This window comes from Phyllobacterium chamaecytisi, assembly GCF_020164455.1.
Lineage (GTDB): Bacteria > Pseudomonadota > Alphaproteobacteria > Rhizobiales > Rhizobiaceae > Phyllobacterium > Phyllobacterium chamaecytisi.
This window is the reverse complement of the sequence record NZ_JAIQWW010000021.1, coordinates 62,698-77,504: the sequence shown is the minus strand read 5'-3', so window position 1 is coordinate 77,504 and position 14,807 is coordinate 62,698. Positions and strand designations below refer to the sequence as shown.

15 protein-coding genes and 1 pseudogene are annotated in these 14,807 nt (G+C 57.7%); 4 read left to right on the top strand and 12 right to left on the bottom strand.

All coding sequences use genetic code 11. The features are described from left to right. Positions 1-75 precede the first annotated feature (75 nt). From LB462_RS25515 to LB462_RS25505, 3 genes are all read left to right on the top strand, one after another. Positions 76-1,245 carry a pyridoxal phosphate-dependent aminotransferase gene (locus tag LB462_RS25515; RefSeq protein ID WP_224513833.1) on the top strand — a complete coding sequence of 390 codons (1,170 nt, stop codon included), beginning with the start codon at positions 76-78 and terminating at the stop codon, positions 1,243-1,245. Positions 1,246-1,325: 80 nt separating this feature from the next. Beyond that, a complete protein-coding gene (locus LB462_RS25510) occupies positions 1,326-1,679 on the top strand; it encodes a DUF2200 domain-containing protein (RefSeq protein ID WP_224513831.1) in 354 nt (117 codons plus the stop codon). A 122-nt stretch (positions 1,680-1,801) separates the two neighbouring features. After that, a complete protein-coding gene (locus LB462_RS25505; RefSeq protein ID WP_224513829.1) occupies positions 1,802-3,265 on the top strand; it encodes an MDR family MFS transporter in 1,464 nt (487 codons plus the stop codon). Between the two features lie 37 nt (positions 3,266-3,302). Here LB462_RS25505 and aroQ read toward each other — a convergent pair whose 3' ends face one another. The 10 genes from aroQ to LB462_RS25455 all read right to left on the bottom strand — a co-directional run bounded on the left by aroQ (position 3,303) and on the right by LB462_RS25455 (position 12,979). Then, positions 3,303-3,752 (bottom strand): type II 3-dehydroquinate dehydratase, encoded by a 450-nt coding sequence (gene aroQ / locus LB462_RS25500; protein WP_224513827.1) that lies wholly within the window; start codon positions 3,750-3,752, stop codon positions 3,303-3,305. Positions 3,753-3,781: 29 nt separating this feature from the next. Next, positions 3,782-5,668 carry a bifunctional sugar phosphate isomerase/epimerase/4-hydroxyphenylpyruvate dioxygenase family protein gene (locus LB462_RS25495; protein ID WP_224513825.1) on the bottom strand — a complete coding sequence of 629 codons (1,887 nt, stop codon included), beginning with the start codon at positions 5,666-5,668 and terminating at the stop codon, positions 3,782-3,784. Positions 5,669-5,679: 11 nt separating this feature from the next. Then, positions 5,680-7,449 carry an FAD-dependent oxidoreductase gene (locus tag LB462_RS25490; RefSeq protein WP_224513823.1) on the bottom strand — a complete coding sequence of 590 codons (1,770 nt, stop codon included), beginning with the start codon at positions 7,447-7,449 and terminating at the stop codon, positions 5,680-5,682. Between the two features lie 34 nt (positions 7,450-7,483). Further along, positions 7,484-8,206 (bottom strand): amino acid ABC transporter ATP-binding protein, encoded by a 723-nt coding sequence (locus tag LB462_RS25485; protein WP_271898304.1) that lies wholly within the window; start codon positions 8,204-8,206, stop codon positions 7,484-7,486. Positions 8,207-8,283: 77 nt separating this feature from the next. After that, complete coding sequence (locus LB462_RS25480; protein ID WP_224513821.1) at positions 8,284-8,928, bottom strand: amino acid ABC transporter permease; 645 nt, start codon at positions 8,926-8,928, stop codon at positions 8,284-8,286. A gap of 12 nt (positions 8,929-8,940) precedes the next feature. Continuing rightward, positions 8,941-9,603: an amino acid ABC transporter permease gene (locus LB462_RS25475; protein ID WP_112531664.1), complete on the bottom strand. Its 663-nt coding sequence runs from the start codon at positions 9,601-9,603 to the stop codon at positions 8,941-8,943. 25 nt (positions 9,604-9,628) lie between these two features. After that, complete coding sequence (locus tag LB462_RS25470) at positions 9,629-10,456, bottom strand: aldo/keto reductase (RefSeq protein WP_224513819.1); 828 nt, start codon at positions 10,454-10,456, stop codon at positions 9,629-9,631. Positions 10,457-10,562: 106 nt separating this feature from the next. Then, the gene (locus LB462_RS25465; protein WP_224513817.1) at positions 10,563-11,624 is read right to left on the bottom strand and encodes a Gfo/Idh/MocA family protein; all 1,062 of its coding nucleotides are present in this window, start codon (positions 11,622-11,624) and stop codon (positions 10,563-10,565) included. After that, on the bottom strand, positions 11,621-12,055 hold the full coding sequence (locus LB462_RS25460; RefSeq protein ID WP_224513815.1) for a type II 3-dehydroquinate dehydratase: 435 nt from the start codon (positions 12,053-12,055) through the stop codon (positions 11,621-11,623). The genes LB462_RS25465 and LB462_RS25460 overlap by 4 nt, the downstream gene beginning before the upstream one ends. 93 nt (positions 12,056-12,148) lie before the next feature. After that, positions 12,149-12,979 carry a transporter substrate-binding domain-containing protein gene (locus tag LB462_RS25455; protein WP_224513813.1) on the bottom strand — a complete coding sequence of 277 codons (831 nt, stop codon included), beginning with the start codon at positions 12,977-12,979 and terminating at the stop codon, positions 12,149-12,151. Between the two features lie 79 nt (positions 12,980-13,058). On the opposite strand from LB462_RS25455, the pseudogene LB462_RS31610 reads away from it, so the two are divergent. Next, positions 13,059-13,214 (top strand): annotated as a pseudogene (locus tag LB462_RS31610) (hypothetical protein); the annotation flags it as partial. Here the strand turns inward: LB462_RS31610 and LB462_RS25445 are convergent. Together LB462_RS25445 and LB462_RS25440 are read right to left on the bottom strand one after the other, a co-directional pair. Next, complete coding sequence (locus LB462_RS25445) at positions 13,187-14,092, bottom strand: NAD-dependent epimerase/dehydratase family protein (protein ID WP_224513811.1); 906 nt, start codon at positions 14,090-14,092, stop codon at positions 13,187-13,189. The pseudogene LB462_RS31610 and the gene LB462_RS25445 overlap by 28 nt on opposite strands. Then, a complete protein-coding gene (locus LB462_RS25440) occupies positions 14,089-14,787 on the bottom strand; it encodes a hypothetical protein (RefSeq protein WP_224513808.1) in 699 nt (232 codons plus the stop codon). The genes LB462_RS25445 and LB462_RS25440 overlap by 4 nt, the downstream gene beginning before the upstream one ends. Between the last annotated feature and the right edge of the window lie 20 nt (positions 14,788-14,807).

Genomic DNA, 14,807 nt, shown 5'->3' with positions numbered 1-14,807 from the left:
AAATTGAGAGTATTTGACTTGTTATGCCACTCCGCACACAAAGCAGAAGTTGAAAATTGTATGTGAGACAAGAAAATGCTGCGTACCATTGCTGGTTTCGACCGTATCGGCGAAGAAAATGCCTTTGCCGTCCTCGCCCGGGCTACCGCTCTCGCCGCCGAGGGCAAGGACATCATCAATCTCGGCATCGGCCAGCCGGATTTCAAAACACCCGGCCACATCGTCGAGGCGGCCATCAAGGCCCTTAAGGACGGCCATCATGGCTATACGCCGGCCAACGGTCTGCTTGCCGCCCGCGAGGCTGTGGCGCGCCGCACACTCACGACGACAGGCGTCGAGGTCTCACCGGAAAACATCATGATCGTTCCCGGCGGCAAGGTCACGATGTTCGCCGCGATCCTGATCTTCGGTGAACCGGGCGCCGAAATCCTCTATCCGGATCCCGGCTTTCCGATCTACCGCTCGATGATCGAATTTACGGGTGCCAAGCCAATCCCTGTACCCATCCGGGAAGAAAATGGCTTTGCATTTTCGGCCGAAGAGACCCTTGCGTTGATCACGCCTCAGACACGGCTTCTGATCCTCAATTCGCCGGCCAATCCGACCGGCGGCGTCACGCCGAAATCCGAGGTCGAGAAGCTGGTGAAAGGTCTCGAAGCCCATCCGCATGTGGCGATCATGTCCGACGAGATATACGACGTCATGACCTATGATGGCGAAGAGCATTGCTCGCTGCTCACCTTCCCGGAAATTCGCGACCGGTTGATCATCCTCAACGGTTGGTCGAAGACCTGGGCGATGACCGGCTGGCGCATGGGCTGGTCGATTTGGCCAAATCAGCTCTATGACAAGGTGCGCAAGCTCGCGGTCAATTGCTGGTCCTGCGTCAACGCGCCGAGCCAGTTTGCCGGCATCGCCGCCATCGATGGGCCGCAGGATGATGTGATCAAAATGTGCAAGGCTTTCGACAACCGCCGCAAGGTCGTCGTCGATGGCCTCAACAGCCTGCCCGGTATCAGCTGCGCCACGCCAAAGGGCGCGTTCTATGCCTTTCCCAACGTCAAGGAGACTGGCTGGGCGGCAAAGCAACTCGCTACGGCGTTACTGGACGAAGCGGGTGTTGCACTGATCGGCGGACCCGATTTCGGCATTCTTGGCGAAGGCTATATCCGGTTGTCCTACGCGAATTCAGAGGAAAACATCCTCCGCGCCATCGAGCGCATGGGTAAGTTCCTGACGAAGTAGTCGGCCGGACGTGGCGGCTGAAGGCAAGGCATCGAGGCGATCGATTGATCGCCAGATGAGGAGCCGAGGAGCAGAAGTCTATGGCAAAACACAGGATCTATACGACCAGCTTCGCAAGCGTTTATCCACATTACGTTGCGAAAGCAGAGAAAAAGGGGCGCACAAAAACAGAGGTCGATCAGATTATTTGTTGGCTGACAGGCTACGATGAGAAAGGGTTACAAACCCAGCTTGAACAAAAAACTGATTTTGAGACGTTTTTTGCCGAGGCTCCCAAACTCAACCCCTTGAGAACCCTGATCAAAGGCGTGGTTTGCGGCGTTCGGGTGGAGGATGTCGAAGAGCCGACGATGCGAGAAATCCGTTACTTGGATAAGCTCATCGACGAGGTGGCCCGGGGAAAAGCCATGGATAGAATTCTGCCGAAGATTTGATTTCCGCGGGATAAATTGCTGCTTGACGCGCGAGCGTCGAGGATTAGATAGGTCCTTATCATTATTCCCATCTGCGCCGAACGCCGATCCTTGAGTCGCGCCGTTTGGTCTGAAAGCCATCCATGACAGAGCAAACTACCCGTCGCGCGCCCGTTGTAGTCGCGATCATGGCAAGCATGGCGATGATCGCCATCGAAGCGACGATCGTTTCAACGGCGATGCCGCAAATCGCCGCCCAGCTGGGGCAAATCAATCTCTATTCCTGGGTTTTTTCCTCGTTCTTGCTGACCCTGACCGCGACAACCGTGGTGTTCGGAAAGCTGGCTGATGTTTATGGTCGCAAGCCTGTGATACTCGTCGGCATTGCACTGTTTTTGTTCGCCTCGGTGCTTGCCGGTTTCGCATGGTCGATGCCGTCGATGATCGCTTTCAGGCTGCTGCAGGGTATCGGTGCTGGGGCAATTCAACCCGTCGCCATGACAGTGGTTGCCGATCTTTTTCCCGGGAACCAGCGTGGCAAGGTGCAGGGCTATCTGGCAAGCGTATGGGCTTTGTCGGCCGTCGTTGGACCGCTGCTCGGCAGCATCATCATCCACAACCTTCCCTGGGCATGGATATTCTGGATCAACGTTCCGGTTGGGCTTTTCGCAGCACTGGGGTTCATCCTTTATCTCCACGAGGAAAGGCGGGCCCGGGTCGTCTCCATCGATGTACTTGGCGCAGCACTTTTTGCCATTTCCATTTCCTCGCTGATGATTGCCTTGACCGAAATGGAAAGTGCAGTATCCGGTGAGGCAATCGCCGCGCTGTTGGTCTTCATTGTCACTCTTGTGGCCTTCATCTGGCAGGAGCGGCGGGCCGAAGCACCTATGGTTGCCCCCGACCTGTGGCTGAAACGGCCGATTGCGTTCGCAAACCTGGCGGTCTTTTTCGCCAGCATGTCGATAATGGGCCTGACGACCTTCCTGCCAATGTATGTACAAACGGTCCTCAACCGCTCGCCGCTCGTTGCGGGATTCGCCTTGACGATGCTGTTGTTGGGCTGGCCCCTGGGCGCGACAATCGCCTCCCGGCAGTTTGCACGCCTCGGTCTGCGGCCCCTCATGGTCGCCGGCAGCCTATGCATTCCGGTCGGGACATGTCTTTTCGTCCTGCTTAACCCCTCAAGTTCAGCCGTATTGGCCGGTGCCGGTTCCCTTGTCATGGGCTTCGGCATGGGCCTGCTCAATATCGGCGCATTGATCCTGACACAGGAAAGTGTAAGCGCGCATGAGCGCGGCAGTGCCACCGCCTCGAATGTATTTTCGCGCAATTTGGGCAGCACGCTCGGTGCAGCATTGCTTGGTGCGGTACTGTCTTACGGGCTGGCCAATACCGCCAGCGCCCATTCCATAACGCCGGAGCAGTTACGGGGCCTTTTGAATGGCACGAGTGCCGTCATCAGCGATGCAGAAGAGATCCGACTTGCCCTGCAGCACGCGCTGCACGCGACCTTCATTGCGATGCTTCTCATCGCCCTGTTGATCGTACCAGCCTGCCTGCTTGTGCCACGTCCCCAAGTGCATCGGGAGACCCAGGAAGCATGAACTGCCGCCGGCGCGGCTTGGGGCTCCGGTTCCCATGCTATGCCGTGGGGACTGTTTTCGCCAGTGACATTACCCTGCGTAAGGCAAGCTGGTAGCCTTCCGTTCCACATCCCACGATCACACCATCCGCACGCGTGGAAATGTAAGAATGGTGCCGGAAACTTTCGCGTTTGTGGATGTTTGAAATGTGAACTTCCATGACGGTACCCTCGAAGGTGTTCAAGGCGTCCAGAATTGCGATCGAAGTATGCGTGAATGCTCCAGCATTGATTATAATACCGGCTGCCTTGCCACGCGCTTCATGAATCCAGTCAATAATTTCATATTCACGGTTGCTCTGGAGAAAACGGATTGACCCACCCAATTCGGTAGCGAGTTCCACGCATTGTGTTTCAACATCTGAAAGCGTTTCGAACCCATAAATCTCCGGTTGACGCTTTCCGAGCAAATTCAAGTTAGGTCCATTGATGATGTAGATGGTTTTCACGGAGATCTCCTTGGGCCAACAAATCGGGGCTATGCGTGAGGCATTCCTGCCGGACGCAAATACTTTCGAAGTGCGGCAATCCGGAAAATGGCATTTGCGGCTCCATAGCCTCGATAGCCCGTTCGCTGCACAATCTCAAAGAAGAACCCTTCCCCATAGGTCGGGCTGTAGAGCTGGAAATACTCGTCATTTTCATCGCGGTCATAGAGAATATTATGGCCCTTAAGCCGGTCCGTCATGTCCGGGTCGAGACCGAAACGCGCCTCCAGATCATCGTAATAATTGGGCGAGATACTAAGTGGTACGAAGCCATTTGCCTTGAGAGCTTCCGCGGTGGCAAAAATATCGTCGGTGGTGAAAGCCAGATGCTGAATGCCGGACCCCAACGTCTCCGTTATGAAATGTCCGGCCAGGGTATTTTTGTTCTCAGCTCCGTTGAGAGTGATCCGAAGAGATCCCGCATCGTTTTCCACGACCTGGCTGCGCACGATGCCAGCGGGATCGATAATGTCGACCATGGGCGTCTTGTGGGCCTGCAATATTGACGTATAGAAAAGGAGCCATGTAGGCAGTTCTTCATACCTCATTGTCTGCGCTATATGATCGAAAGTTCGAAGGCCTGCCCACTGGGTGGGATCACCTTCAACCGGGTTGAACTCGATTTCCCATATGCGATCGAGCGGTGACTTGTGATCGAGAAAATACACAATACCACCACCGATTCCACGTACGGCCGGCATCTCGATCTCGCCGGTATCAAGCGGCTGTTCGAATCGCTCGGCTCCCAGCGCTACGGCACGTTCGACAACCGCATGTGCGTCGTCGACCATCAGTCCCATGGCGTAGGCCGATGTGCCGTGGACTGCGTAAGAAGAGCTGGCAAAGCCCTTCTTCTCGGTGTTGATGACAAGGTTGATATCCCCCTGCCGAAAAACCGACACCTGTTTGGTCTTGTGTTTTGCAACTTCCTTGAAGCCGAGACATGCAATCAATGCCTGAAGCTGCGGTGCTTCGGCACTGTCGATCGTGAATTCCACAAAGGCCACGCGTTCCACTGCGCCACGTGGTGGCATCATAGGGATGGGCGATTTCTTTTCTGGTTCAGCACGTTTCACCTGGTCTTCCAGATAGACAAGGGACCGGCGGCCATCGACAGCAATTGCTCTTGGAGAACCACCGCGAAATTGATCGTTGAAAATCTCGAGCGACAGATACCCGTCATATCCAGTGGCGGCGACTGCTTTCATGAATTCGAGCACGGGTAGATCGCCCTCGCCTGGCATATTGCGGAAATGCCGGCTCCAATAAAGCAAATCCATGTCTATCAGCGGCGCATCGGCCAGCTGAACGATGAAAATCTTCTCCTTGGGGATAGAACGGATCGAATTGACATCGATTTTGCGTGACAGCGTATGGAAGCTGTCGAGGATAAGTCCGATGTTTGGGTGATCTGTCCGGCGCACGATTTCCCAAGCATCACGGTGATCGTTGATATGGCGGCCCCAGGCAAGCGCTTCATAGCCAACACGCAGCCCGCGTTTTGCTGCTCTCTCGCCCAACTCATGAAAATCGGCAGCAGCGCGATCCAGTCCACCAATTGCAACCGATGAAACATTCGAACAAACAAGCACGAGATCGGTGCCCATTTCCTGCATGACATCGAATTTGCGCTCGGCTCGATCGAATGTGCGCGACCGAAGCGGTTCAGGCATGCCTTCGAAATCGCGAAATGGCTGAAAGAGGGTGATTTCCAACCCGTGTTCTCGGATCATCTGGCCAACCTGGGCCGGACTTTCATCGAATGCCAGGAAATCGTTTTCGAAAATTTCCACTCCGTCGAATCCGGCGGTCGCGATCGCCTCAAGCTTTTGTTTCAAGTCTCCGCTGAGTGACACTGTTGCAATGGATGTCTTCATCACGAACCTCCTTATCTGTGTGCCCGGACCCCGATTTTACGTTCGGGCGAAAAACCTTGGCTGGTAGCACCTGATGCAATCTTGCGCTGTGCCGAATGGCGCCCGCTCAACGCGCCGAACACGATGGCCGGGCCGATGGTGATCCCAGGTCCGGGATAGGCGCCACCCATGATCGACTGCAGGTCGTTGCCACAGGCATAGAGGCCTTCGATGACCGACCCGTCTCGGCGCAGAAGACGCCCATACTCATCCCCCACCAAACCGGTTGCCGAGCCGATGTCGCCCGGCCAAAGCCGGATGGCGTAGAAGGGAGGCGTATCCAGCGAACCAAGGCTCGGATTCGGGCCATGCGCCGGATCGCCATTGGCTCTTTCATAGACCGTCGTGCCGCGCGCGAAATCGATGTCGACACCCGTTTTCCCATAGGAACTCATACGCGCCAGGCTGTCTTTGAGACCTTCGGCATCGATGCCCAGCTTACCGGCCAGTTCCTCCGGCGTTTTTCCTTCGGTGAGATATCCGTCCGCCAGGAAAGGCCGTTTATCTGCGCCGCCCGGCCGGATCATCCCCAATCCATATGTCTTCAGCGCACGCGCATCCGCAACCAGATAGACCGGCATGTGGCTGTCGTCCCTGTTGACGGCATACATCGCCGAGACAAAGCGGTGATAGCTCGTGCTTTCATTGACGAACCGGCGGCCGTCACGCCCGACCGAAATGATGCCGGGCTTTGCGCGATCGAAGACGAAATGCGGGAAGACAGCCATTGAACCATCCTTGCGGCGGCGGCGCGAAACTGGAGCCCAGAAGCACGGCTGCGACGCGGTCTCGCCATGAAAAGCTCCGGCCGCGAAGGCCAGATCATGCAAGGCACCGTTACTGCCAGGAGCGGATGGGGAGAATTCCGGCACTGGATGCGGTAGCTTTTCCATCCTCAGCCGCTTGTGCTGGGCAAAGCCGCCGGATGCCAGAATGACGCCGCCCGTCACGTCAATCTGCCGCTCGATGCCCTTCTGGCGCAGCCTCACACTGGTCACACCCGTGCCACTCAACACAAGCGAAGTCGTTTCGGTTTCCGTCAGGATGGTCACGTCGAGTTTCAGGGCCGCCATCAACATTCGCCCGATCAACGCATTGCCCATGACGAGCCTGGTGCCGCGACCGTGGCGCATCTTTCCGAGGTAATAGCGGGCAATCAGCTTCGCCGAATAGGCGGCCGACGTTACGGATTTCCCAAGCTTCATCAGATGGGAGATGTCGTCACGATCAACCATCATGCCGCCAAGCACAGTGAATTCCGGTATCGGCGGGCGGATCAGCTTCAGGTCGTCGCCAAGCGATGCCGCCTCGAATGGCAATGGCTCCAGCGCCCGTCCGAAACTCGAAGCGCCTTCCAACTCGTACATGTAGTCCGGGTGAAAGGGGCGAGCACGAAACTTTACGTCCGTCTTGTCTTCGAGAGTATCAATAACGCCAGGTCCGGCGGCAAGAAATGCATTGCGAAGCGCGGCCGAACTTTGACTGCCGACGGCACGGTCCAGAAACCGCGACGCTTTTTCATAACTGTCGTCTGCTCCGAGCGAAAGCGAATGGCGTGTCAGAGGTATCCATGTCGTTCCCGCGGAAAAGGCAGACGTGCCTCCAAGATGCGCGCACCTTTCGACCAGGAGCACCCGCGCGCCTTCAAGCGCCGCGAAAATCGCTGCCGACAACCCACCTGCGCCCGCACCGAGGACAGCCACGTCATAGGTCCGACTGGATTCGCTCAATGTCCGGTGCATGCCATTGCCTCCCGCGTTCTCAGGCGGCGGATACTCAGTGATGGGCCAGAATTTCACCTAGAAACGCCCGTGTGCGCTGATGCTTGGGAGCGCGGAAGAAGTTCTCGGGATCGTTCTCTTCGACAATCTCCCCGTCGGCCATGAAGATCACACGATCGGCGACCTGTCGCGCAAAGCCCATTTCATGGGTCACGCAGATCATCGTCATTCCGTCGCGGGCGAGCGATACCATGGTGTCGAGAACTTCCTTGACCATTTCCGGATCAAGCGCCGAGGTCGGCTCATCGAAAAGCATGGCCTTTGGCTCCATGCAGAGTGCCCGGGCGATCGCCACGCGCTGCTGCTGGCCGCCGGAAAGCTGCGCCGGGTATTTGGCGGCCTGATCGCCGATGCGAACCCGCTCGAGATATTTGCGGGCCGTGGCTTCAGCTTCGGCACGGGACAACTTGCGCACACGCATCGGGGCGAGAATGCAGTTTTCCAAAACCGTCTTGTGCGGAAACAGGTTGAATTGCTGAAACACCATACCGACCACGCGACGCACGGCGTCGATGGCTTTTTGATCGTTATGCAGGCTGTGCCCTGCCACGACGATCTCACCCCCGTGACTGACTTCCAGCGCATTGATGCAGCGGATCAACGTCGACTTTCCTGACCCGGATGGCCCGCAAAGCACGATCTTTTCACCCTTTGCAACCGTCAGATTGATGTTCTTGAGCGCATGAAAAGTGCCGTAGTATTTTTCCACGTCGCGCATCATAACCATGGGCTGGGCGTCGTTCTGTTGGCGGGACGTGATGGTCTCGTTCGGATGTGTCACGGTTCTTTTCCTTTCTACCTGGAGGCGCCGGCTGACATGCGCCGCTCGATGTTTCTACCCCACAACGAGAGGGGCCAGCACATCGCGAAATACATCGCACCCACAACTCCAAAGACGAGAAGCGGCCTGTAAATCTGATTGGAGACAATCGATCCGGCACGGGTCAACTCGATGAAGCCGACAATCGCCGCAAGCGAAGTCCCCTTCAGGAGTTGCACCAGGAATCCGACCGTCGCCGGGAGAGAGAGTTTGAACGCCTGCGGCATGATCACGTCGATCATGAGGCTGCGGGTATGAAGGCCGAGTGCCATGGCTGCCTCCGTCTGGCCCCTTGGAACGGCCTGTATCGCGCCGCGCCAGATATCACCGAGGAAGGCCGAGGCATGGGCGGTAAGCGCGATACCGACGGCGGCCCAGGCCGGGAGGTTGAAGCCGAGCAAGGGCAGACCGAAATAGGCGACGAACAGCTGCATCAGCAGCGGCGTGCCCTGAAAAAGTCCGATCCAGCCGATCGCGATCAGGCGGATCCACGTCACCGACGACACACGCATAAGTGCTACAATGACGCCGAATGCGATCCCGCCAACAAATCCCATGGCTGTCAGGACGAGCGTCCAGGCGAGGCCTTGTAACAGGTAGGCAAACTCTTGCGGTCCCATTTCGTGTCCTCCTTAACGTTGCGGGTAATTGAAGGCGCGGCGGCCTATTTCAGCCAGTAGCCACATCGTAGCCAGCGAGATCACCAGATAGATTCCGGTCAGCGTGAAATAGGTTTCAAAACTGCGGAAGGTCTCCGCCTCGATACGCTGTCCGACGGACGTCAGCTCATAGGCGGAGATCGAAGTGCAAATCGAGGTTGTCAACGTCAGAAGGATGAACTGGCTGGACAGCGACGGATAGATCGCGCGAATTGCGGGCTTCAGAACGATGAAGCGGAAGACTTCATGTTTGTGCAGGCCGAGTGCAAGTCCAGCTTCCGTTTGTCCCGTGGGAATGCTTTCGACGCCGCCACGAATGATTTCTATGGCGTAGGCACCGCCGTTCAAGCCGAGGGCGAGAATGGCGGTGATGGTAGGGTTGAGCCTGACGCCAGCGAGAGGCAGGGCGAAGAAGATGAAGTAAATCTGGACCAGGAACGGGGTATTGCGAATGACCTCGACAAACGCCGTGACCAGAAAGGACGGCACACGCATCTGGGCTCTGAGGATCGCAACGCCCAGCACACCGATGACTGTAGCAATGGACATGCCGGCAATGGCGAGGAACAGGGTTCCTAACGCCCCGAACGCCAAACTTTGCCACGCATCGGTGACCACGCTGAAATCAAGTGTCATTCTCTACCTCCCTGCGTTGCGCGCCTCAGTCCCAATCGGGTTCCCAATCGAAGCGGGTATAGCGTTCACCACGAGCAAGGCCGTGGATGGCGGCCATATCCTCCGGCGATAGTTCGAAATCGAAAATGTCCCGATTCGCGATAATGTTCTCAAGCTTGGAAGAGCGCGGAATCGCCCCGACATTTTTCTGCTGGATATGCCAGCGCAGCGTGATCTGGCTCGCCGACTTGCCGTATCTACGGCCAAGATCATTGAGGAGATCCGACGCAAAGACTTTGCCCCGGGCTATTGGCTGATAGGCATTCAGCAGCATGTCGGCCCGGCGCATGCGTGCGAGCAGTTTCTCCTGCGACAGAAACGGATGATACTCGACCTGATTGCAGAACAGCTCTGCCTTGTGCACGTCAAGTGCTTCGTCCAAAAGCGCGACGGTAAAATTGCTGACACCGATCAGCCGGGTCTTTCCTTTTGCCTTCGCGTCGGCAAATGCGGCAAGTGTCTCGCCAAGCGGAATGTCCTTGGCGGGCCAGTGAATCAGAAGCAGATCGACCTGGCCGAAGCCGAGCCTGTCGAGGCTTTCATCGACACGACGCGCAACGGTTTCCGGCGCCAGGTCGTCGAACCAGATCTTGGTCGTGACGAAGAGTTCCTTTCTTGGCACGCCACTGGCCCGCACGGCGCGGCCGACTTCTACCTCGTTGCCGTAGCGGATCGCTGTATCGATCTGGCGATAGCCGAGTTCGATCGCTGTGCGGATCGCGGCCTCACCTTCCGGGCCCTTCAGCTCGAATGTGCCGAAGCCGAGCACCGGTACCGCTTCGCCTTGAATTGTTTTGGTCGTCAGATCGCTCATCGGGCACTCTCGGCAAATACGGGTTTCAAGTCATTCCGCGAGGCCTGCTTCGCCCGTTCCGCCCAAACGCCGGCGACAATCCGGCCGACTGGTGACAGCTTCCTCGTCATGCCGCAGCCCTGCCCTCAGCCAGCATTTCCGACAGTGTCACCGTTCGGTCCTCGCGTGCCGCCACATCGACCGCGAGTGTCGCGGCAAGCGTCGACATGCCATCGCGGGCGGTGATAAGCGGTTGCGCCTCGCCGCGAATGACAGCGACGAAATGGTCGAGCTGGTTCATATAGGTCAGCGATCCATCGCCCGGGCGATGTTCGCGAACCAGCGGATGCTGCCAGTGATCGTTCTCGTTGGCATGACGCCAGAGATACATGTCAGAGACCGAAAGAGCTGCCTTGCGTCCTGCCAGGAACAGGCAAGGGCCGGGCTGCGTCGGATGATATAGCGCCTGGCCCGATGTATATTCCCAGGCCCAGGGGCTGACCGCACCGTCCGAAATCAGGAATGTGCCAAGGACGCCGTTGACGAAGTGGATCGAGATACTGGCGGTATCCTCAACCTCGAAGCCGCGCCGCGCGGACGAGGTGAAAGCGCGGATGCTTTCGATCTCGCCGACGAGATACCGCAGAACATCGATGTCGTGAATCAGGTTGATGAGAAGCACTCCGCCACCAATCTTCCTTCGCCATTCCGTGTTGAAATAATCGTCGGGCTTGTCGAACAGCGTCATGCCGTTGACGGCAACGAGCGGTCCGAGTTCACCCGCGTCGATCGCGCGTTTCGCGGCGCGGATGTCGGGGCTGTGGCGACGCTGATGGCCAACCAGAACCGGGACGCCTGACCGTTCGGAAGCCTCGACGATGCGGGCAGCGGCCGCAAGGCTTTCCGCAATCGGCTTCTCGATCAAGCTGGGCACTCCGCGCTCGATGCAAGCCAGTGCCGCCGGCGCATGGAGGTGGTTCGGCAGCGCTATGATCGCGCCGTCAGGTTTGGCTTCGTCCAGCATAGTGTTGTAGTCGACCCAGTGGGGAACGGACAGGCGAGCGGCCAGCTGCGCCGCTTCCGGCGACGGATCGCAGATCGCTGCAATCTGCGCGGTCGAATTCGATACCAGCAGTTCGGCATGCTCGCGGCCGATGAGGCCGGCACCCATCAGGGCAATGCGTGTCATGTTGTCATCTCCGCTATGGCGCGCAAAGCGAGCCGGTAACCGTAGGCACCGAAGCCGGCCATCACAGCCGTCGCAGTCGTCGATACGAGCGACTTGTGATAGATCGTTTCGCGCTGATGTATGTTAGAAATATGCAGCTCGATCTTTGGACCGGTGAAGGTCTTCAATGCATCGAGGATAGCAATCGACGAAAAGCTAAAACCGGCAGGGTTGATGATGATCCCGGCGGCCTCATGACGGGCCGAATGGATCGACTCGATGATTTCGCCTTCAAAGTTCGACTGGCGAAAGTCGATGGTCAGTCCGAGTTCGGCCGCATCCGCCATGCACCAGCTGCGGATATCGTCCAGCGTGGTATGGCCATATATATCGGGCTCGCGCTCACCGAGAAGGTTGAGATTCGGCCCATTCAGAATGAAAATATTACGCATATCAAAGTTCCCTGCGGCTGATCGGGAGCGCGGCTGCGTAGAGCGACCGCGCACCCATTTGCGTCCTGGCTTCAATGAAAATCGTTGCAGCCGTTATTGCACGCTGAACGGAACACCCTCGAGCTTTTCAGGGAAGTTCGGCAAAGCCTCACCGAGCCACTTCTCATTGATCGCCTTCAGGCGGCCGTCAGCGCGGATCTTGTCGATGAACTGGTTGAGCCAGTCATTGATTTCCTTGTCGCCGAGCTTTGTCGTGACGCCCATCCACTGCTCGTTAAAAACGACCTTCTGCTCGAAATCATTGCCGGGAGCAGCTTTGTCCAGGTTGATCTTGTAGGTGGTGTTGCCGCCGATGGCATCGACCTGACCGGATACAAGCGCCTGCATATTGGAGCTATCATCGTCAAACCGGCGGATGTTCGGAACGTCACCGAGCGCCGCTGTAATCGCCTTGTCCTGCGCTGCGCCGCGCGGCACGCCTATACGAAGGTCCTTGGCGTCCTCGATGGTCGTGATCTTGTTCTTTGCACTGGACAAAAGAATGATCTTCAACCCGGCATAGGGCTTTGTGAACTGTACCGCCTTGGCGCGATCGGGATACATGCCCATGACGGCCATCTGCAGGTCGACCTTGCCGGTCAGAAGGTTTGGAATACGGGCAGCAACGGCGTTCGGTACGAATTCGACCTTTACGCCCATTTCTTCCCCGATGAGATTTGCCACGTCGACATCGTAGCCGATGTTTTTGCCGCCGGCATCGATGGAGCCCCAGGGCGCCTGTTCACCCATGACGCCGACGCGGATGACACCGGCTTCCTTGATCTTCTCCAGCGCCTGCGCATGGGCGTTGGATGCGGCGAGCGCCATGGTGACCCCTGCCACCATCGCAAGTGCTGTGGTCCGAAATGAAAAATTACCCAACATGAAAAGTCCTCCTCTTGTTGCCGTTGGTCAAATTTTTTGGAGCGGCAAAACTCCTCTTTAGCCATTTGGCGTCGCCAAAGGTGTCTTTCGAAGCGTCGACCCGCTCGATCTCTATATTTCTATTTCGGCCCTCGGGTTCACCTATGTGTCCAGCCGCCTCAAGACGATGACCGAAATGATACTGCGATTTCTTGCTCCGGATGGGCATCAGGACCTCGCTGCCATCGACCGGTAATGGGAAACAGTATGCGAAATGCCTTCGCGGAGCGGCGTAAAAGGCATCGCTCCAAGCAGCGTGCGATTGTCGGTCGGAGCGATGTTTGACGCCATCGGAACGGCCGGTCCGGCGAAATCGATCCTTGCTTCTGGAACCTCCGCCACGATCGCGGCGATTACATCCGACACATCTTCCGTAGCTCCGCCCAGTGAAACCGCGTGGGCGCCTTCAAATGACCGGGTTGCCGCTGCGGCAAAGGCGGCCGCCACGTCTGCGACAAAAACCAGATCCTGCGGACCCGAATAGCCGATCGTATAGGCATTGCCCGCAACTGCTTCGCGGCAGGCGATTGTCGGGCCGGCTGTAAGCCCAACCTCACGGCCGGGGCCATAAACGACTGTAGGGCGTAGACCGATGCTAGCAATGCCGGCATCATGCCAATAGGCGCGCGCGCTGCCTTCACAGGCGAGCTTGAAAGCTCCATATTGCGTAACTGGATAAGGCGCGGCGCCGTCATCGGGACCGAACACCGCCGCGCTGCTGGCATACGCAACACGCCGGATTCCATTGGTCTTCGCTGCTTCGAAGACGTTCAGCGTCCCGATCAGATTGACCTTGGCGCCAAGAACGGGATCGTTCTTGCAAGCCGGGGTAAGCAGTGCCGCCAGATGAATGATGGACGAACAATCACGCGCCGCCTCGTTCAGGGCATCTCCGTCGGTGATGTCGCCCTGGAACCACTCGACGCGATCCGCCTGCTCGCCGGCGATCTCCCGCAGGATCCGGCGGTCGACCGCGCGGTCGAAGATGCGGACCGCATGACCCTGCGCGGTCAGCGCTTTAAGGATCCAGCCGCTCAGGAAACCCGCACCGCCGGTGACCAATATCCGCGTCATGAGCGAGCCCTCATGTCTTCAGCCGTGAGGGAAAATGCGGTTTCATAGATATTGCTGACAGGGCCGGCCAAAACCCCGCTGGCCAGCGCCAGCCGCTCGGCCTCGGGCAAGGCGGAGTGCAAACCTGGGCTGGACGAGCCCTCGATCAGGATCACGACATCGAATCCCGACTCGCGCATTTCCTCGCGCAACTCGGTTTCGCGTGTGCGCACGCTGGAAACCTCGTTGCGGGAAACACCGATGTGAACGCTGGAAATACCTCGCACGGCGAGAATGGCTTCTGCCAGCAACTGCGCCTTTTCCCTCAACTGCTTTTCGGCATCATCGCCTGCGAGGTCGAAGCGGATCGTCGTCATGCTGCCACCATCGCCATTGCCCGCTGTCGCGATCGTCTCGCAGGCAACGCGCAGGAAATTCTGGAAGCTTGGCGCGACTGCGGTCGTCCAGGGCGTCGGGTTGTTGAGGCGCTCGATATAGTCGGGTGATCGGAAGGTTTCGAGGCTTTCGCCAGCATAGATCGTACCGAAGGCGTAGCGGGACGCATTGGGCGCGTGCAAGCGCTTGCCCGTGGTGAAACCAGGAATGGACAAGCGTTCCGGCATATGTTCGCGCGTATGCCATTCAATGTAGTCCATGACAGCGCCCTCGGCGATGTCATGCCACATCACGAGAAAGGCAGAGCCCTTCAGTCCCATTCTTTTTCTCCTCCCATTCG